General features: G+C 43.1%; 18 protein-coding genes and 2 pseudogenes. 11 read left to right on the forward strand and 9 right to left on the reverse strand.

The genetic code is table 11. From position 1 onward, the window contains the following. Positions 1-109: 109 nt before the first annotated feature. Positions 110-934 (reverse strand): AraC family transcriptional regulator, encoded by an 825-nt coding sequence (locus AC6B99_RS12130; RefSeq protein WP_056040317.1) that lies wholly within the window; start codon positions 932-934, stop codon positions 110-112. A gap of 139 nt (positions 935-1,073) precedes the next feature. On the opposite strand from AC6B99_RS12130, the gene AC6B99_RS12135 reads away from it, so the two are divergent. Further along, the gene (locus AC6B99_RS12135) at positions 1,074-3,377 is read left to right on the forward strand and encodes a glycoside hydrolase family 2 TIM barrel-domain containing protein (RefSeq protein ID WP_496663441.1); all 2,304 of its coding nucleotides are present in this window, start codon (positions 1,074-1,076) and stop codon (positions 3,375-3,377) included. 116 nt (positions 3,378-3,493) lie between these two features. On the opposite strand, the gene AC6B99_RS12140 is transcribed toward AC6B99_RS12135, so the two are convergent. Beyond that, positions 3,494-5,035, reverse strand: a complete 1,542-nt coding sequence (locus AC6B99_RS12140) for an FAD-dependent oxidoreductase (protein ID WP_496663442.1) — start codon at positions 5,033-5,035, stop codon at positions 3,494-3,496. Positions 5,036-5,275: 240 nt separating this feature from the next. On the opposite strand from AC6B99_RS12140, the gene AC6B99_RS12145 reads away from it, so the two are divergent. The 7 genes from AC6B99_RS12145 to AC6B99_RS12175 all read left to right on the forward strand — a co-directional run bounded on the left by AC6B99_RS12145 (position 5,276) and on the right by AC6B99_RS12175 (position 10,601). Then, positions 5,276-5,464 (forward strand): hypothetical protein, encoded by a 189-nt coding sequence (locus AC6B99_RS12145; RefSeq protein WP_155973416.1) that lies wholly within the window; start codon positions 5,276-5,278, stop codon positions 5,462-5,464. Positions 5,465-5,697: 233 nt separating this feature from the next. Next, positions 5,698-6,273 (forward strand): riboflavin biosynthesis intermediates N-glycosidase, encoded by a 576-nt coding sequence (gene ybiA / locus AC6B99_RS12150; RefSeq protein ID WP_494860399.1) that lies wholly within the window; start codon positions 5,698-5,700, stop codon positions 6,271-6,273. A gap of 275 nt (positions 6,274-6,548) precedes the next feature. Continuing rightward, entirely contained in the window at positions 6,549-7,046 is a 498-nt protein-coding gene (locus AC6B99_RS12155) for a glycoside hydrolase family 78 protein (protein ID WP_056040325.1), read from the forward strand. Continuing rightward, a complete protein-coding gene (locus AC6B99_RS12160) occupies positions 6,952-7,845 on the forward strand; it encodes a hypothetical protein (protein WP_496663443.1) in 894 nt (297 codons plus the stop codon). Before AC6B99_RS12155 ends, AC6B99_RS12160 begins: the two co-directional genes overlap by 95 nt. A gap of 221 nt (positions 7,846-8,066) precedes the next feature. After that, positions 8,067-8,615 carry a hypothetical protein gene (locus tag AC6B99_RS12165; protein ID WP_494860396.1) on the forward strand — a complete coding sequence of 183 codons (549 nt, stop codon included), beginning with the start codon at positions 8,067-8,069 and terminating at the stop codon, positions 8,613-8,615. Positions 8,616-9,045: 430 nt separating this feature from the next. Further along, the gene (locus tag AC6B99_RS12170) at positions 9,046-9,303 is read left to right on the forward strand and encodes a GerMN domain-containing protein (protein WP_056040337.1); all 258 of its coding nucleotides are present in this window, start codon (positions 9,046-9,048) and stop codon (positions 9,301-9,303) included. Next, on the forward strand, positions 9,300-10,601 hold the full coding sequence (locus tag AC6B99_RS12175) for a serine hydrolase (RefSeq protein ID WP_494860394.1): 1,302 nt from the start codon (positions 9,300-9,302) through the stop codon (positions 10,599-10,601). Before AC6B99_RS12170 ends, AC6B99_RS12175 begins: the two co-directional genes overlap by 4 nt. A gap of 486 nt (positions 10,602-11,087) precedes the next feature. On the opposite strand, the gene AC6B99_RS12180 is transcribed toward AC6B99_RS12175, so the two are convergent. Both AC6B99_RS12180 and AC6B99_RS12185 read right to left on the reverse strand, forming a co-directional pair. After that, on the reverse strand, positions 11,088-11,831 hold the full coding sequence (locus tag AC6B99_RS12180) for a group II intron maturase-specific domain-containing protein (protein ID WP_056040341.1): 744 nt from the start codon (positions 11,829-11,831) through the stop codon (positions 11,088-11,090). Between the two features lie 60 nt (positions 11,832-11,891). Then, on the reverse strand, positions 11,892-12,764 hold the full coding sequence (locus AC6B99_RS12185; RefSeq protein ID WP_496663444.1) for a helix-turn-helix transcriptional regulator: 873 nt from the start codon (positions 12,762-12,764) through the stop codon (positions 11,892-11,894). Positions 12,765-12,972: 208 nt separating this feature from the next. Between AC6B99_RS12185 and AC6B99_RS12190 the strand changes: the two genes are divergently transcribed. Then, complete coding sequence (locus AC6B99_RS12190) at positions 12,973-13,635, forward strand: nitroreductase family protein (protein ID WP_056040346.1); 663 nt, start codon at positions 12,973-12,975, stop codon at positions 13,633-13,635. 525 nt (positions 13,636-14,160) lie between these two features. Here the strand turns inward: AC6B99_RS12190 and AC6B99_RS12195 are convergent. After that, a pseudogene (locus AC6B99_RS12195) lies at positions 14,161-14,391 on the reverse strand (transposase domain-containing protein); the annotation flags it as partial. Positions 14,392-14,413: 22 nt separating this feature from the next. Here AC6B99_RS12195 and AC6B99_RS12200 point away from each other — a divergent pair. Both AC6B99_RS12200 and AC6B99_RS12205 read left to right on the forward strand, forming a co-directional pair. Continuing rightward, positions 14,414-14,644, forward strand: a pseudogene (locus AC6B99_RS12200) (transposase domain-containing protein); the annotation flags it as partial. Between the two features lie 495 nt (positions 14,645-15,139). Next, on the forward strand, positions 15,140-15,553 hold the full coding sequence (locus AC6B99_RS12205; RefSeq protein ID WP_056040351.1) for a GMC family oxidoreductase N-terminal domain-containing protein: 414 nt from the start codon (positions 15,140-15,142) through the stop codon (positions 15,551-15,553). A gap of 637 nt (positions 15,554-16,190) precedes the next feature. Here the strand turns inward: AC6B99_RS12205 and AC6B99_RS12210 are convergent. The 4 genes from AC6B99_RS12210 to AC6B99_RS12225 all read right to left on the reverse strand — a co-directional run bounded on the left by AC6B99_RS12210 (position 16,191) and on the right by AC6B99_RS12225 (position 19,611). After that, positions 16,191-17,273, reverse strand: coding sequence for an alkene reductase (locus AC6B99_RS12210; protein ID WP_046230975.1), 1,083 nt, complete (start codon positions 17,271-17,273; stop codon positions 16,191-16,193). A 34-nt stretch (positions 17,274-17,307) separates the two neighbouring features. Then, entirely contained in the window at positions 17,308-18,009 is a 702-nt protein-coding gene (locus tag AC6B99_RS12215) for an SDR family oxidoreductase (protein WP_056040353.1), read from the reverse strand. A gap of 60 nt (positions 18,010-18,069) precedes the next feature. After that, entirely contained in the window at positions 18,070-18,768 is a 699-nt protein-coding gene (locus AC6B99_RS12220) for an SDR family oxidoreductase (RefSeq protein ID WP_056040355.1), read from the reverse strand. 264 nt (positions 18,769-19,032) lie between these two features. After that, complete coding sequence (locus tag AC6B99_RS12225; protein WP_056040356.1) at positions 19,033-19,611, reverse strand: TetR/AcrR family transcriptional regulator; 579 nt, start codon at positions 19,609-19,611, stop codon at positions 19,033-19,035. Positions 19,612-19,640 lie beyond the last annotated feature (29 nt).

Consider the following 19,640-nt stretch of genomic DNA (forward strand, 5'->3'; position numbering starts at 1 on the left):
AAGATTACTCAAGGCGTGACCAGCGGTAAAAATAGTATCATCGGAGCACCACGTCTTAAGGGGTACAATGTACCTGCTAAGACGTGGTTTTTTGTTTCCATTCAATGAATCAAAAATGAATGTTCCTGTACTGGCTCGGTGTAATTTGTTCCAGCTTTTTGAAGACAGAGCAGAAGTAGTTGGCATCTTCAAAGCCGCTTAGATAAGCAATTTCCTTCACATGCATTTGAGAATGCTGCAGAAGAAGCTCCTTGCTTTTTTTAATCCTTACGGAATGAATATATTGAAAAATACGTATACCGGTTGTTTTTTTGAAAACGGTGCATAAATGCTGCGGCGTAACGTCGATAACCTCGGCCAAGATTTCCAGCGTGAGCGGCTGGCTGAAGTTCTGCTCAATGTAATCGAATAACGGCTTAAGCTTGAAATTGAGGCTGGTGGCGCTATGGTTGGGGAGGACCGATGCATATTGCACAATATCTGTAAGCAGGGAGTACATCACTCCAGAGCATTGGATACCCTTCAATCCGGCGTTCGACTGCCCAATATCAAGGACATTCCTTATTCTGGCCAATAGCGCTTCAGGTCTGGATACATAATATACGCCGGATGCTGAGATGCCAGCAATGCGGTTCAGGAACGATTGCACTTGATGGCCGTCGAAGACGATCCAGTCGACGATCCAGGAGGAGCTTACTGCATAATACTCATGGGGAACTCCCTGAAATAGAAGCATAGCCATTCCTTCCTTCACCCGATAGACCTTGCCTTCGACCATTAATTCCCCTTCTCCTTCAACGCATTGAATCCACTGATATAAATAGCCTTGGGGGCGTATGACATTCTCCTGCAGCCAATGCTGTCCGGCCTGCACAACATAATAAGGCAATTCTCTGTCTAATTCAGTCAGGACTGGAATATATCTTTTCGTCATCAGATCACCTTAATATTTTAATGTTATTCGTAAAATCATTAGATTGTTTCCTTATTATCGGGCTATTACACTAAATAATATAACAGAGTATCACTTGTTACAACGCTGCCAAACGAAATAGCGAAAGGATGACAATAGAATGTACAGAGCCGAAACACTATTGATGAATGGTTGGGAATTTACAAAAAACGAGCCAGCAGACGATAACTTTGAGCCCGTTCATTTGCCCCACGACTGGGCGATAACCGCTCCGATCGATAGACATATGAAGCAGGGCGAACCACAGGGGTTCAGGGATAGATGGGGGATCGGCTGGTACAGAAAAACTTTAGTTTTAGAGGAGAAGAAGGAAGGTCACGTCTATCAGCTGCAATTTGACGGCGTATACGAGAACAGTACGGTATGGGTGAATGGCATTTCTGTAGGAGGCAGGAAATATGGTTATTCCAGATTCACCCTTGATATTACGGATGCCGTCCATGCGGGCGATAATCTGATTCAGGTCAAAGTGGATAATACATCTATGCCAGCGGACAGATGGTATTCGGGAGCAGGTATATACCGGACGGTCAAGCTGTTGACCTTGCAAGAAAAACATTTGAATCCGGAGCATATACAGGTAGTCTCGAAGGTTGAAGGCGACAACGCAGTGGTAAAGATTCATACCGGGGTCGCTGGCTTTGTGAGTGCAAATATGACAAACGGAAGACTATCTTATACGGGAGAGTCTGACAACGGCAGCATTACGATTGATATTCCGTCTCCGAAGCTGTGGAGTCCCGAGCAGCCGCATCTCTACAATGTGGAATTGACTCTGCACGAAGATAAACAGATTTCAGACATTTACAAGCTGCGAATCGGCATTCGGACAATTGAAATGGTTGCAGGCAAAGGGATGTATTTGAACGGTCAAGTGACAAAAATCAAAGGCTTCTGCGTACATCAAGATGCCGGATCTCTCGGTATAGCTGTCACGCCAGAAATTTGGAGAGAGCGATTCCTTAAGTTCAAGGAAATGGGATGCAACGCTGTACGCGTCTCTCATCACATCCCGGCATCGGAGCTGCTGGATCTTTGCGATGAGCTGGGGCTGCTGGTCTATGAGGAGCCATTCGACAAGTGGACGGGCGGGTCTTATCGGAGATACTTTGAGACGGAGTGGCAGCGCGATTTGGAATGTATGGTGCGAAGAGACAGGAATCATCCCTGTATTTTCATGTGGGGCGTCGGCAACGAAGTGGAGAACCAAGGACAGGCTTCCATGCTGAGCATCTTGAGAATGCTTAAGGATCATCTTCTAACGCTTGACGACACAAGGCCTGTCTCCTACGCGATGAATCCGCACTTCAAATACGAGGACAACGTCGATCTCTCCAAAGTGGAGGATATTCAGCAGTTCGTGGACACGGAGAGCGATACGGAAATTTACGATCAGGACGAGAGGATTGAACGAATCCGGCGGATCGCCGAAATTGTCGATGTCATCAGCTGCAACTATCAGGAGCAATGGTATCCCGGCATCCATAAAGTTGCTCCTGACAAGCTGATTCTGGGCACGGAGACGTATCAATTTTTCAGGGGACATCCCGAGCAAATGCAAAATTTCAGTGACGAGGTGCCATGGATGGACGTGGAGAAGCACGATTACGTCATCGGCGGGATGCTCTGGACGGGCATCGACTATTTGGGTGAATCCATGGGATATCCTGCGAAAGGCTGGGCCGGTTCATTATTTTGGACGAACAATGAACGCAAGCCGTTGTCCTATCTATACGAAAGCTACTGGTCGGAAAAGCCAATGGTATATTTTGCTGTACAGGATTACTCCTTGCAGGACGAGGGCGTCAAGCAGCATTGGGATGCTCCGCGATACGCAAGCCATTGGAATTTCCAGCAATTCAACAAAACGGTCATTCCGTATATGATCGCGTCTAACTGCGAGAAAGTGGTGCTAGAGCTTAATGGCAAGCAGTACCATGTAAAGCAACCTTCCTCTTACCCTAGCCGCATGATTACGGGTTACCTTCCTTATTTGCCAGGCACCGTGAAAGTTAGAGGGTTCAATGGCGGACAAGAGGCCTGTAGCTATACGCTGCAAACAGCCGGCCCTACGGTGAGACTGAGCTTCGATGAAGAAACAGTCAAATTGCCAGCCAAGGATGGTTACCATCGTTTGTTAACTGTCCGGGCAATCGACCAAGAGGGGACGCCCGTATTCCGTGAAAGTGCCAAGGTCACCTTCCAAGTTATCGGACCTGCTGAGATTGTGCGAGTGGATAACGGAGACCTGTGCTCCAGCGAGCCCTATGACCGAAATTGGATGCATATGTACCGAGGCTGCGTCAGCACAATTATTCGATTATCGGGAGAAAAGGGCCGTATTGTATTAACGGCTTACGCAGACGGGTTGTATTCTGCCGAGGTTGTCGTTCTAGTCATTTAAGTTCCAACATTCCTTAATGAATAATGCCACATGATTTTCGTCCGAAATAGATAAGAGAAACAACCCGCTGGGCAGTAAAATCTGCTCCAGCGGGTTTATCGGTGTCTATGGTGGATTTAACCGCTAACTTCAATCTTCTTAAGCGGCCTTTCTGCCGGACCTTCAAGTACTGTGCCTGTTATCGAGAAGCGGGATCCATGGCAAGGACAGTCCCATGTTCGCTCCCCGTCATTCCACTCCACTTCGCAGCCCATATGCGTGCAAGTCGTATCTACGACATGCAGTTTTCCTTCCGTATCGCGGTAAGCGCCTGCTCGGCGGCCATGCACGCTGACTACGGCACCTTCGTCCGAATTCAGCTCATGAGGCTTTCGATGCACCATTTCTACTTTACCGCTGACAAGATGTTTGGCCACGTCCAAATTGTCCACGACGAGATTCTTCAGCGTGCTGAGAGACAGGGAACGGGATGGCGCGAAAAGCTGGGTATACGGATTGTCGTGCTCCTGAACAAGGTCTCGTATGAGAAGAGCAGCTGCGGTGCCTGTTGTCATTCCCCATTTTTTGAAGCCGGAAGCGATGAAGATATTCGGATTGTTCTCCGTAATACGGCCTATATAAGGCAATTTGTCTCCAGTCACTAAATCTTGCGCTGACCAGCGAAAAGAAATGCTTTCCGTTCCGAAATTCTCTGCTGCAAACCGCTGCAGCGTTTCATAATGGTTGATCGTACAAATACCTTGTCCCGTTTTATGGTTCTGACCGCCAATAATCAAGAGCGGGAAGCCGTCCAGGTCCGTAGCACTGCGGATGGAACGTTTTGGCTCCTCCGCGCTAAGATACATGCCGCCTGGATAGTTAACCTTACTTTTTACGGCAAGGGCATAGGAACGCTCCGCATGCATTCTGGCGAAAAAAAAGCCATATCCGTCAAAGAAGGGAAAGTGGGAGCAGATGACGACGCGATCGCAAGTGATTTGGTAGCCATTAGCTGTTGAGACAACGGGGTGTTGATCCTGTTGAATATCTGTTGCCGTCGAATGTTCGTAGATCCGGCCACCAGCCTCGACGAACTTGCCGGCAAGCGCGCTCAAATATTGCAAAGGATGGAATTGTGCCTGCTTCTTCATGACGACGGCTGCTATTGCCGGAATGTTCGTCAAAGGAATATGGTCAACATAGTATCCGGTTATACCGAGCCTTTCATAAGCAGCCATTTCGTCTTGAAGCTTCGACAGGTAAGAATCTGTATTTGTATACACGTAGGCATCCTGCTCGGTGAAGCCGCATTCAATCCCATGTTCATTGACCGTATCTCGAATAAATTGAAGCGCGTCTGCATTGGCTTTGTAATAGAGTTCTGCTTTCTCATAACCCTGTTGTTTAATCAGCGCATCGTAGATAATGTCATGCTGAGCGGTTATTTTAGCAGTTGTATGACCGGTTGTCCCACTGAAGAGAGTGCTGGCCTCCAATAGAACGACTCGCAACCCTGCTTTCGCGAGCAAGTATCCTGTCGTTATTCCTGAAATGCCCCCTCCAACCACGACAACATCGGTTTCGATATTCTCCTCCAGCTTAGGGTAGGAAGGAAGACTCTCCGCCGATTTCATCCAAAACGGCTCTGGGTATGTAGGTAGTGCTGGGATATTTGCCATCGTATGTTCCCTCCAAAAATAAAATCCTTTCTTCTTCTTATTCCCTATAGAAGGAAAACTATTCTATTCACATCGCTAGCGTATAATTGGAAAATGTACCGCAATTTTTTATTATTTGGTTATTCGTTGATTCTCGAGGGGATGGTTAACAAGGGAAGGAGCGGAATTCAGGTATATTCGTACGTATATCGAATGGAGAGCAAATTATAATGGATAAGAAAAAATTGGATTTAGCAGCCCTTGCCAGCATCCAGAATATTCGGAGGGGTTTTTGCTTGCCATTCCGTTATTCGCGATATGCTCGACATCGTTCGCGGAAGAACATCGGCAAGAAAAAACAGTCATGAAATGGTTCACGGTCATCGGAATGGCGCTTCCGAGTATGAAACAGGAACGGTGGCTCTACTTCTTATTCGCTATCAAGCCTAAGAAGAACGAATATTATTAAAAGGCTGGTATACGGAAATCGTTTCACAGTCTTTTTTAAGTCTATCGTATTTTGCCTATCAACCTATCATGTGGTACGCTATTCCTAAAATGGATAAAGGTGATTCAGTGACATTTAACTTTTAGAGAATCCGCAGCTCTATTACCAATAGGCTTGAATCAGGGCTTATGAAGTTAATCGATCTCGAATTACTTGTTTAAAGTGAGGAGATTTTATGTACTATTCACTAAAAGAATTGCAAGTTGCTTATGAGTCTGGAGCGAAGTTAAAGTTTCTATTTTTCTGGGGCCATACATCAATGAAAGATGGCACCATAAGTGCCAGCTGTTTAAGCCAGTGGTGGGAAAGCTCATTTAGAGTGGAAGGGGAGCTATACAGCTGCGCCGAGCAGTATATGATGGCTGAAAAGGCACGGCTTTTTTATGACAACGAAATGCTTGAGGCAATAATGATGGCAAAGCACCCGAAAGAAATGAAGAGTTACGGTCGTGCAGTTAAAGGTTTTGATGCAGACATTTGGGAAAGTCGTTGTTATGATATCGTACTTCAAGGAAACCTAGCCAAGTTCGGACAAAACCCCGAACTTTTGAATTTTATAAAGGCAAGTAAAAACCGGATTTTTGTAGAAGCTAGTCCAGTGGATCGGATTTGGGGAATTGGACTTTCAAAAGACCATCCTCACGTAAATAATCCTTTGTTTTGGAAAGGTAAGAATTTGCTGGGCTTCGCATTAACCGAGGTTCGTGATCGTTTGAATAACGAAGATTTACAAGGTAGAGTTACGTCTTAGAATCTTGCCTCCGGCGGCTATTTATTTTATGTGAAAAATTGAATTTTAAAAAACGTTAATCTTATTATTAAGGTTAACGTTTTTTTTATGAAAGAAAGGCTCGAGGAGAGGCTGCCACGTCAGGTTGTTCTTGAAACAATTTTAAATTAAAGCTAAAATATAGCCTAATAAATACCGAATTCGGGAGAAGGCTGTTACACCATATTTTTGATGCAGGAGGAACGCTGCTCATAACAAAAGGAGCTCAGGCATCCGGAACGAAAGATTTTAACGATTTGCTTTGGGATACAGGCAAGATAGAGTCTGACCAGTCCCAAGCCATCTTGTATGCGGGTCCGTCGTTGAAAACGCTGCAACGCGTTTATTGGAGGGTTAAGGTTTGGGGCAATCACGATGAAGTGTCATTATTTAGTGAATACGCTTTCTTCGAAATGGGGCTGCTGCATACCAGTGACTGGCATGCCCTCTGGATAGAACCGGAAAAGGAAGTGCAAATTGATGTATATAAACCTGCCCCTTATATTCGCAAGGAATTCACTGTAAGGAAGGGCCTTGCCCAGGCCAGAGCTAGTTTTACGGCCAAAGGAATATATCACTTTTATTTGAACGGAATGGAAGGAACGGACCATCTGTTTACTCCTGATCGATGGTGCTTATTGTGTAGAACTGGAACCGGACATGCTCACGCTAAAAAGCTCACCCATTGTGGCCGTTCCTGGTGCATGTACGGCCAAAGCGACCAGTTTCGAAGAGCACGCATTTTACGAAGCTAGTAGCCCACGTAAAATAGGAAATAAATATTATATAATATATTCCTCTGAAAAAAGTCATGAGCTATGTTATGCCGTCAGCGATAGGCCTGATAGCGGATATGCATTTGGAGGTACCATTGTGAGCAATGGCGATGTGGGTAAACATTCTGCGGGGAAAGCGTTAAACTATACCGGAAATACACATGGTGGTATTGTACAAATCAATGGAGAATGGTACGTATTTTATCATAGACAAACGAATGGACACCATTTTTCACGGCAGGGTTGTGCTGAAAGGATTGAGATACTGACGGACGGTAGCATACCACAGGTGGAAATGACCAGTTGCGGCCTTAATGAAGGGCCGTTGACTGGGACAGGGGAATATGAGGCGCGCATAGCATGCAATCTATCTGGACCTGAAGGAACCTATGAATACGGTAAAGAAAAAGACACTACCGGCAACCATCCTTACTTTACTCAAAGCGGAACGGATAGAGAAGAGGAGAGCAATCAGTATATTGCCAACATACGAGATGGTGCATGGGCAGGATACAAATATTTTGTATTCCGGAGTGAAAAAGCAATTACTGTGCGGGTACGTGGAACAGCAAGTGGGATTTTTAAAGTATCTACGATGGTTGGAGGAGAGCAGGTTGCACATATTGAAATTCAACCCGCTGAAAATTGGAGTAAGTGGAGAACGGATCGAACAATCTTTAAGGAACAATGTTCTTGTCCTCAGACAAAGTTACACAAACAGTTGTGGGACAAGGGATTCGGTCGATTTGTATACATATGTATAAAATACTATATATAGACACCAGTAAACATTAGTACGCCGTACGTGTCTGATGAAATAAAGTTCTATACTGGCACGGTGGCGTTAAGCTCTAACGGAAAACGATAGCTCCATATACACCTACGAAGAATCTGCTGGCATTATCGGCAGCTTTATCACGTTAATGGGAACGCAACAATTTCCAAATATTTACGTCTAAATGGTGAAAGAAATTATGCTGATAAGGAAGGCGATCGTGTATGAACTACTCTAATCAAATGCTAGGTGCTATGGTAATACTCATGACAATTACTATGTTGATGTTGTTAGCTGGCTGCAATAACAATAATGTACCTACTGAAGCTATGCCCTCCAATACTGATTCGAGTTCAACACCGACTTCAACGTCACTTGAAACACCTTCTAATTCACCAAGTCCTACACCAAGTCCGACACAAAACGGAGAAACTAAAACTTTTAACCATGGCGGACTTAAACTTGAGGTAGCAAATGTCTACGAAGTTCGAACCGAAAGCATGAACGATGACGGAGGTAATCCAAGGGAATACAGTGTTTTTGTCTGTTATCCCGGTGCAAGTGTTACGGTATTAACCGCCGATATGAGTGATAGTCATTTCTCTGCGGATGGAAAGTCTCATGCAAATTGGGGTGTTCTCTTGGCGTCTGGTGGACGGAATGATATCGTGGATGACATGAATTCATTTGAGGTTACGCCTGATATACTCGGCATTTATAACCTCGAATCGAGCATGTATGTATTGAAATTAGAGATGTACGAAAATGACTGAAAGACCTAACGAATGGCATTGTTTTTAGGTCCATGGAGAAAGGGCCTACAACCGAGAGAAAGTGGGACCAATTTGTTTATGGTGTTCATCCGCTTCCGCGACAATACGCAAGATCATATGAGAAGCCTAATGTTAGGAAGAAGGCAAGGAATAAACTGATGCAAACATGGATTGAAATTTTTACATGAAGATTGCTTTTCCCAAAAAATCTCGAATGGTATTCGTTCATAATGGGTTATCCCTCCAACGTTTTCCAACGGTCATTCAAACACAGTAAAGCAAGTTTCATTGCTTCACTTAAATCCATCATAAAAAACAAATCCTGAAGAACGAGGTAAGTAATTTCTAAAGAATTTCTTAAGACTAGAAAAAAATTAAGGTTGACATTAAATCATTCAGTTCTATAATTTTCATATATCGCAATATACCGATGTGGAAAGATGAGATAATCTTAAACAAGCTTGAAGTGTCGCATGGAAACATTATACTTGATCTTCATGTTCCCCCGACAGCCCTGCTTGGCTCAGGTGGAGAGCAGTTCGCCATTGAAGCGCTAAAACATACATTTTTTCAATTTGGTGAGGTGAGCTCTATTGAACTTTTGGTTGATGGAGAACATAAAGAAAGCTTAATGGGACACATCGATTTGGAACGTCCAATGATCAGAAATGAGGATAGAGAACATTGATTTTTAGAATATTCAAACCATTAATCACAGTAATCGTCGTTTGTATACTGGCAATATATGTGTTACCGCTCTCAGTTTCAGCCACGAACCAAGGAACACTTAACTCATCGGGGATGTCTGACATACCGACTGTGGAATCATTGCATCTTAATGTTAAATCCGCCATTCTCATTGAACAAACTACAGGAGATGTTCTATTGTCCATCAATGCCGATCAGGGCTTTGCGCCGGCAAGTATGGTCAAAATGATGACAGAGTACATTGTTGCCAAAAAAGTTAGAACAGGAGAACTATCCTGGGATGACATCGTTACAGTCAGCGATCATGCATCTAAAAGCGTAGGTACCCGTGCATTTCTTGCAGAAGGAGATCAGCATACGGTAAAAGAACTGTACACCGCAATGGCAGTGGGATCCGCGAATGATGCTGCGATTGCTCTTTCTGAGCATGTATCGGGCACAGAACAGAACTTTGTAACACTTATGAATGAGGAAGCCAAACGCATGGAACTGACTAAAACCCATTTTATCAATGCTACCGGACTGAGCCGCGCCGACATGCCAGAAGGCTTTCGCCCTGATGAAATGGGAGAAACGCTGATGTCAGCAAAAGACGTGGCCACATTGGCGAAAAACCTTATTCAAGATGAACCAGATTATGCTGATGTCACATCCATTCCATTTTACAAGATGCGTAAGTCCGATAAAGATCCAATTGTCAATTCAAACCGGATGCTAGAGACTAACAAAGCTATTCCGAGTTATGCTTATGAGGGCTTGGATGGGCTCAAGACAGGATATACCAAAAGCGCAGGCTATTGCTTTACCGGAACTGCAGAGCGCAATGGTATGCGTTTAATCAGTGTTGTCATGGGGACTCCATCGATGGGGAGCCGCTTCGAAGAGACGGCAAAGGTATTAGACTATGGATTCAATCACTTTACAATGAATCAAGTAATTCCTGCTGGGAGTTTAGTCACTGGGATGGAAACATTTCCTGTCAAGGGCGGGAAAGAAAAAAATGTTCAGATAGTAACAAAAGATGATGTTTATTTTATTCTCCCGAAATCAGATGTATCTACACAACCTATTGCTACAGTCAATTTAGTTCCAGGTGGGCTCGCTGCCCCTGTAGTAGCTGGTACAAAAGCTGGAACGGCGACATTTACTTACGTAGTCAAAGGGCAAAGCGTCGTACAATTAAGAACTGTTGATTTAATCACTGAGCGAACAGTGGAGAAAGAAAACTGGTTTATGTTACTTCTTCGGTCAATTGGTGGTTTCTTTAGTGCGGATTAGCAGTGTCAAGATGCTTTGAAAGATTATGAATTGGAGAACGAATAAGATCTTTTAATTTGAACGGAATGATAAACAAAAAAGAAATATACAGCAGAACGATTTCGAGTGGAGACTGATCCCGATACTTGATCAGTTGAATATAAGAAGTCTTGCTAAGTCACTCCATGAGAAACCATTTTCGAGCAGGAAATAAGCTGCCAAGTTTGAAGAGGGGTTTAAACTCGTCTTCTTTCATAAGTTGTCTCTTACAACCGATGGAATACAGGTAACCACTCCTGATTTTCCATCGGTTGTTCTATTTTTTGTGATGAAATTTTTTGCAGTAAAAAGTTTTTTTAGAATGAAGATTTTTTCTTCGAGTAAAAGGGATGTAAGTTTGACCGCTTTTTCTTGTCCTCCGACAGAACGTTACGGATGGACCGAACGTGGTAAGGCTTTGAGTCTACTTATGTACATATGTATAAAATACGGGTTTTGTGAACATGTCTATGAGTGGTAAAAGAGATTCGGGTTGCACTTTGCAATACGTTTCAAAAATCTCATTGCCTTTAGCGTGCTCCCCTTCATCGACTTGTACTTGGACTTCGTCCATCTGGCTATAGTGAGGTTTACATAAGTCAGGATTCTTTTGGCTGAGCCAGCAGCAAACTTCGAGAAATAGTTGAACCAACCACGTATTACAGGATTCACTAACTTAGCTAATTCCTCTATGGAAACCGATTTATTGCAAGTACGTATGTTACGTATGCGCTCTCGCAATACTTGTCCTGCACTTTTGCTGGCTGCCGGTGAAAAACCATTGAAAAATTCCCCTTGCTTGTTTCTCATATACCGTTTGCGAAACGTGTATCCTAGGAAGGTAAAATCTTCATACTCATGTCCTCCTTGATATCGATCACTTCTACAATATACGATTCTGGTTTTATCCGGGTGTATTTCCAATTTGCAGGTTTTCATTCGACTTTTCAACTCCTCAAGGAGTTGTTCAGCTTCTGCTTTCTTCCAACAGTGTATGACTCCATCGTCAGCATATCGAGCCCATGGATTTCTTGGTTTCTGCCTTTCCATCCACTGATCAAAGGCATAGTGCATATAAAGTTCCTCATCGTTACAGCCTTCAATAAATTCAACGGTCTGATTCGTGTCCTTTCTAAGCTGGTTCCATATTTCGGCTGAATCCTCAATGGCATGAGGGGATGAAAATGTAAATCGTTCTTTTCGATGAAGCATCCACTTAATTTTCTCTGCGTCTAAAAGAAATGGCTGGTCAAACAGTGTATCATCAAATAATCAGGGGTTCAATGAATTTATTGGCCTGAATGCTCCTAAATTTATCAAATTTTTCTCATCCATATCGTCTTCAGGTGTATACAAAATGAGGGTAACATCGTCGTATTCGCCTGCATAAAACGTGTTGGAACGAACATTAATTTCACCTGCAGAGGGATGCTGTATTTTAAAATGGTTATCATCCCGAAAACACTGGACGTCATGGAGTTCCCAAATCGTTTTGAAGTCTTCGTTCACTTCCAAAAGCTTCTTAATAATTTCAATGATGTAGGGATCTTCCGTCCGCCGAGCAAAAGTGTAACGAAAAGCTGCGAGTAGCTTTCGGGCCGAGTCTTCCCAGTCCGCATAACGGCCTCGTACAACGGGGTCGTTGAACATTAACCAGATCAGATTTCCCGAACAGTTTTTCATCTTGTTAGACTGCAATCCAAATACTTCAATGGCTGTCTGATTCCAAACTAACAGATTCCACTGACCGTCAATGGCGTAGGCTGGCAGATGTATATATTGATCAACGATGCGTTGAAGCACAGGGGTGGATATTTGCAGATATGACACATCTGAAACCGATTCCAGAGGGATCTTGCGATCCGCTATGACATAGAGATGAGCTCTTTCATCACGACTTAACTTTAAAGTACGGGCCAAGCTTTCGATGACACTATCTGATATACGCACGTCTCTCCCTTGTTCAAGGGATGTGTACCAAGACACTGAGATTCCGGACAAAACCGCCACTTCCTCCCGGCGAAGGCCCTTAGTTCTTCTATGAGAATTAGAGTTGTTACTCAGTCCAACTTGTTCTGGTCTTGTCCTGTTGCGACGGTTTTTCAAAAATTCAGCAAGCTCCTTACGCCGCAGTTCGTCATTCAAGAGTCGCATCCCCTTTCCAATGATCTATGCTTAATAAATTGTACCAGAATCTTATAACGAATGCATTTGTTTTATCGGATTTCGTGTGAGTTAAGTTAAGGTAATAGTTTTTATAGTAGCATAAACACCGTACTAGTTGACCCTTAGTTCTCGCGGTATGATGTTCCTGCAATCGAATATAAATCCAACAAAAAAGGAGAATAGAAGCATGAATTTACATGAGCATGGAAATCGGATAAACGATTTCAACAAAATTGTTTTTGAACGTAGGGCGATTAAGAAATACGATACTTCTGTTAAGATTAGCCGCGATGAAATGAAGGATATATTAACCAAGGCGACCAAGGCTCCCTCGTCCTATAATTTGCAGTCATGGCGTTTCCTGGTCATTGAAAGCGAAGAGGCTAAATCCAAATTGCTGCCTTTGGCCATATTCAATGGGCAACAATACAATGAACAACAGATAGTAACTTCATCTGCTGTAATTGCAATTTTTGGTGACCTAGAGCATGTTGCGAGTGCGCCAGAAATTTTCAATGCAGAAGTAAAACAGGGGTCAATGACTGAATCTGTGAAAGAATATATCCTTGAGGCTATCAATATTCATTATAGCAATAGCCCGGATCATTTTCGTAAAGACGTGGCCTTAACCGATGGCGGACTGGTGGCTATGCAGTTAATGCTGGTTGCGCGTTCTTACGGTTATGACACTTGTGCCATGGGTGGGTATGATAAGGAGAACATTGCTGAAATATTTGGATTGGACAAGGAACGTTACGTTTCGGTTATGCTGGTATCCATCGGTAAGGCAGATTCTGATGGCCGCCCTTCAACACGAAAGCCGATTGCCGATGTTGCAGAGTGGAAATAAACGTTGAATGATGTTTTTTAAGCCTTCGTCCCGGGGCCTCTCATAACATGAGTATCCTAGTTTAGCGTGACCAAACGTGTGACCACGCCCTCAAATCATCATTATCCAGATATAGAAAAAGGCCTTCAAACACTCGGAAATCCTTGTGTTTAAACAACTTCATTAACTTAACCTTTTAACATCAATTATTCCGATGAGAGATAATCGTTTTCTAACGATTGTCTCTTTTTTCTCTTAGTATGCTTATAGTTCCTCATGAGATCATAGCAGTCACTCGCCCAAGTTGGAAATAATGGTTCATATTACCGTGTACATCTTATCCACTGATGGAGGACGTAGCCCAAGCGAAGGCGCGGGAGCAATTGTTTTTCTCTGTTATTCAGTATGCATCAAATCCGACACACATGGAACTAAGATGAAGCATATGAGATGATGGAACTACCGATTTTTCGAGAATATGAAGACATCGCAACTCAAGGAATGCCGAATAGCCCCTGCTTATCTAGAAGAGGCTTTGGCTCGAGATTATTTCTTGAAATTGCGGCAGAAGAGCGGCAGTGATGGCGACCATGGCGCCAGTTTCTGCAAGGCTTCATGATCCTTCACATCTTCAAGTTGCTGCGGCAACTGCTCGAATATATACTGCAGATAAGCCTGCGGCTTCAGGTCATTCGCCTTTGCGGTTTCCGCGATGCTGTAGATGATCGCACTTGCTTTTGCTCCGCGCGGCGTATTGCTGAAGAGGAAGTTTTTGCGTTTATGTGCTTAAGCACATAATCGTAAAAACTGGCTTTTCGCGGGCACAGCTCGCGGAGCCAAAGCCAGCGCGAAGATCTACAGTGTGATGGAAACAACAAAAGAAAATGGCCTAAATCCATTTAAGTATGTGCAGTACCTCTTCGAGCAACCGCCTCAGCTGACAGATCCAAACGATCCCGAAGTCTTAGACAAGTTGCTTCCGTGGTCGCCGATGCTACCGCTCGCCTGCCGAGTATTTAAACAACAATAGCTATAGTATACGACAGCCCTCAACATGACTGCATGATGGGGGCTGTTTGACGCATACCCTTTAGGGAAAAGTTTTATTCCTATACTAGATAGTATGGGCAAGTGGGGAAAAAAATATAAAGAATTAAGAAAAAGCTAAAGCCTATACTGGTCTTTAGCTTTTTCATTTTTATTATGTTTGCATGGTTTATCTTAAACTAACCTGCCCAATCGTATTATGAGGTCACCAGATCTTTCTGGTAGACCTTATTTTTCGAACAGGTCATGAGCGTCACGAACAGATATACCGATGGTTCTTCGTTCACTGACATTTTGCGGAATCGACTGCATCAAAACGGGTTTCCCACAGCCACGACTACTCCGATCGCCGCCAACCTGCAGTCAACCGCATATGGGCAGGTTCCTTCCGATGTATTTTTCAGTTCTACCTCCTTTCTGGCTGAAGCGATGAACAACAGACCTTACGATTTGGCTGTCAAGGCCCGGGCGGGTCCAAGTGTTCGAAGAGAATGGGTATGTTACCGGTGTAAAAGCTATATCTCCGGACAAAAAAGCTTATGTTCTTAAAGCAAAGACGGTCGTATTATCGAAAAGCACATTCGAAACCCCACGTCTGTTGCTTCATTCGGGAATCCGGGGGCGAGCCATCGGTCATTATTTAACGAATCACTCTTTTGTTTCAGCTGTTGGATCAATGAACCGCAAGGAGTTTCCTGATGTATTAGGCACGCTGGGTATTTTGATCCCATCATCGCCAGAGAGACCTTATCAAGTACAACTGCACGGTCCGGATGCATATTTTTGGTATCAGCCTTATCAAGAAAAACCGTTGTCGGAGGAATTGGAAATAAATTTTCTATGCAACGGATCAGTTGAACCCCGTTTTGAAAATAAGATCACACTGGACTAAAAAAGACTGCATTGTTCCATTTCCTCATAATTTCAAAGAGTTGCTGGCCATGCACGCTGATACTATGAAAAATAAGCAAGCGGCCTATTTGTTTGAGTCCTCATGGAAGAAAAAGTACACAAACAGGGGAATCCGCAAGATTTTGGAAAAATATTCAAAGGAGGCCAATTTATCTCAAAACCTTTCTCCTCATTACGTCACATTCTATTAACCTCGCGAAAAAAGCAGGGCATAGATGACGCACTTATTCAACCTTATTCCGGGACATGAAATTAGAAAATCTTTAGAGTATACTCAAAACTGGCAATTACCGATGCTCAAAATGAGTATATTGATTGCGGTTCCAGTTTTTCAAATCGCCATAGTTACGCTATCCTGACCGTCAGCTAAATGAATTAGCTGGCGAAAATCGATTAGACATATGCCTAATCGGTAATCGGACTATAATCTTTTCCATTACGGCAATCGGTACAAGTTCTTGTCCTTGGCTCGGGACACGAACTTGCGATAAAACAAAAAAAGCCGCTAAATTAGTGACTTTCAATGGGAATATGTTCTTGTCCCCCGACATCTACAATACCACATGGCGTGCCATTACAGTGGCACGCCATGTGGTATTTATGTTCTTACTGCTGTGTTACTGCCTTTGAGCTTTCACTTCATCCATCGTAGGATAATCTGTATAACCCTTACTTCCGGTACCAGCATATAAAGTATTACGATCAACTTCATTTAAAGGGAACCCTACTTTGAGACGTTCCACAAAATCTGGATTAGCCAAAGACCATACACCAACGGGTACCAGATCAGCTGTGCCACTATCAATATCTACACTAATATCATCAATAGCACGCCCTGCTCTGTTGACCAATAATGCGTTTGTCCAGTTTGTGCGAATGTCTTGGAGAAGCTTCTCATTTCCAAGATGCATGACATGAAGGTAAGCTAAATCCAATTGAGCTAATTCCTTTACGAGGTGGAGATAAAGTTCAGGACCTTGTTCCCCATCTTGTATTCCTCCAAGAGGTGTTCCTGGCGAAATACGGAAGCCGGTTCTTTCTGCTCCAATTTCTTCGATAATAGCTTTCGCTACTTCGATCGCGAAGCGACTACGATTTTCTATAGAGCCTCCATATTCGTCTGTCCGTGTATTTGAATTCTCTCCAAGAAACTGATTAATCAGATAACCATTCGCTCCATGAATTTCGACGCCATCTGCTCCTGCTTTTATAGCCGCTGCTGCTGCTTTTCGGAAATCAGCAATGGTTGTTTGAATATCCTCTTTACTTAACTCCCGCGGAACCGGGATATCCTGCATTCCTTTAGCGGTGAACATCTCCACACCTGGCGCGATTGCAGATGGAGCAACAGGTTGACGATGATGGGGTGTATTATCTGGATGCGACATGCGGCCCACATGCATTAATTGGATAAATATATAACCATCAGCTTTATGCACTGCATTCGTAATCTTATTCCAACCTTCTATATGCTTTTCAGTATAGATACCAGGTGAATTCAAGTAACCTTGCCCATCATCAGAAGGTTGTGTGCCTTCACTAATGATTAACCCCATAGATGCTCTTTGAGCATAGTAAAGGGAGCTTAGTTCACCTGGTGTACCGTCCTCTTCTGCTCTGCTACGTGTCATTGGTGCCATAGCTAAACGATGAGGCAATTCCATTTTTCCGATTTTTGTTTTAGTCCACAATTTACTCATATCAAACAACTCCTCTGTAGTTTAAATTAGTTTTTTATTTAGAAAGTTGTGGGTATAACGCTGATACCCCACCTGCAAGTGCACCTTGTAGCTTACGACTAATTTCATCTGCGATAATTTCAAAGCTGCCAGATTCTATACCGTCAATAGCTATTTTCGCGATATCTGCAGGATTGGATTTAGGCATGTCTACGTTGGCAGTCATGTCTGTCTCCATAAAGCCAACATGTAGACCAGCTACTCTTACATTGCGTGGATATAAATTTAATCGTAAATCATTCGTTAATGCCCACTCTGCAGCCTTTGCAGCCGTATACGCGCCTAAAGTTCCCGAACTAAACCATGATAATCCGGAAAGAATATTCAAAATTGATCCTCCCCCGTTTTTCTCTATGATCGGTGCAAATTCCCGAACCATGGACAGTGTACCGAAAAAGTGTGTATTAAATTCCAAACCTATTTTTTCAGAATCACCGTCTAGTAAAGACGCCCCTGTTGATGAGCCTGCATTGTTAATTAGCACGGTAACATCCTGAGCGATCATAGCAGCAGCTGCAACTTCTTGAGGGTTGGTAATATCCAACTTAACTGGTGTAACACCTGGAATATCAATAGTCTCCGGGTTTCTTGCACCTGCATACACTTTCGCCCCTCTTGATAGAAGTTCAAGGGCAAGATGGCGGCCAAATCCCCGGTTTGCTCCAGTAACAAATGCGACTTGTTCAGAAATTATCATTTTTATTGTCTCCTTTGTTCTGTTTTTAAGTGAAATTCCTTATTATTACTGCCCCTTATTTTAGGAAAGTTGGGGGTATAGTGCAGCTACACCACCGGCAAGTCCACCTTGTACTTGACGACTAGCATCATCCGCAATAATTTCAAAATTGTCAGATTCTATACCATCAATCGCTGCTTTTGCAACGTCCAAGGGGTTAACTTTGGGAACTTCTAAGCCCGATGTCATGTCTGTCTCCATATAGCCCACATGTAACCCCGCTACTCGAATATTTTGAGAGTGGAGATTTAAACGTAGGTCGTTCGTCAATGCCCATTCTGCAGCTTTTGCAGCCGTATAAGCGCCCACAGTACCCGAACTGTACCAAGACAATAAGGAAAGAATATTCAGAATCGAACCACCGCCATTTTTAGTTATAAGTGGTGCAAAAGAACGAACCATAGAAAGAGTACCAAAGAAATGCGTGTTAAATTCTAAGTGTATTTGATCTAGATCTCCTTCAAGTAAAGAAGCACCTGTTGACGACCCCGCATTGTTTATTAGAAGTGTTACATCCTGAGCGATCTTAGCAGCTTCAATCACCTCTTGAGGATTAGTAATATCCAGTTTCACGGGGATTACACCTGGGATATCAATAGATTCTGGATTTCTTGCTGCTGCATAAACTTTTGCTCCTCTGGACAGAAGTTCTAGCGTTAGATATCGACCAAGACCTCGGTTGGCACCAGTGACAAATGCGACTTGTTCAGAAATTTTCATTTTTATTACTCCTTTTTATTTTGTAGTATAGTATTCCAATTCCAAAACAACATTTTCTGGATTCTTCTCATTACGAAGATACAATTTCTTATTAGATGGAGGGATATGTTTTATAATACAAGAATGATCATTCTATATTTGGTAAAAAGAAGGGTCTCTTCAAGAAGAAAACTTTGTTGGTTCAATATATTAAAACGATCATTCTAAAAATTATAAACTCTAAAAATTATAAACATTGATACATAAAGGACAATTAACCTATAACTATTTAGTTAAAAGTTTTATAGAGATGTTGGCTGTACGTTGCAGGTTCTCTTTAGGAATGGAAGTTCTCGCCATTGCCCTCAACCCAATACCCACCACATTCAGATGTTCTGCCAGTACTGAGGCATCATAATCTAGGTTTAATTCTCCATTCTCCTGTCCCCACAAAATAATATCCTTGAACAGTTGCTCTGCTAGTGTAAATGATTCAGTGGCCTTTGAATCCACATCTACATCGCGCATAGCTAATTCCACGGCAGAATTCACCATTAAACAACCAGAAGGTGAATCTTCATTCCCATATATCATGTAACTAATAATCAATTGAAGAGCCTCAACAGCCGTCTCAGAGCCTTTAACTACTCCTGCAAGCTCGCTATTTACTTTAGTTCGAAATCGATCCATTGCTTTCAGAAACAACGTATGTTTGTCGCCAAAGGTGTCATACAAACTTCTCCGATGGATACCCATATGCTCAACTAGATCCGTCATTGATGTCTTTTCATAGCCTTGTTCCCAAAAGAGCTTCATTGCCTTATCTAGTACTACATTTTCTTCAAATTCTTTGTAACGTGCCATTCTGGTTCCCTCCTCCCGTATTCAATATA

It is taken from the genome of Paenibacillus liaoningensis, assembly GCF_059609455.1.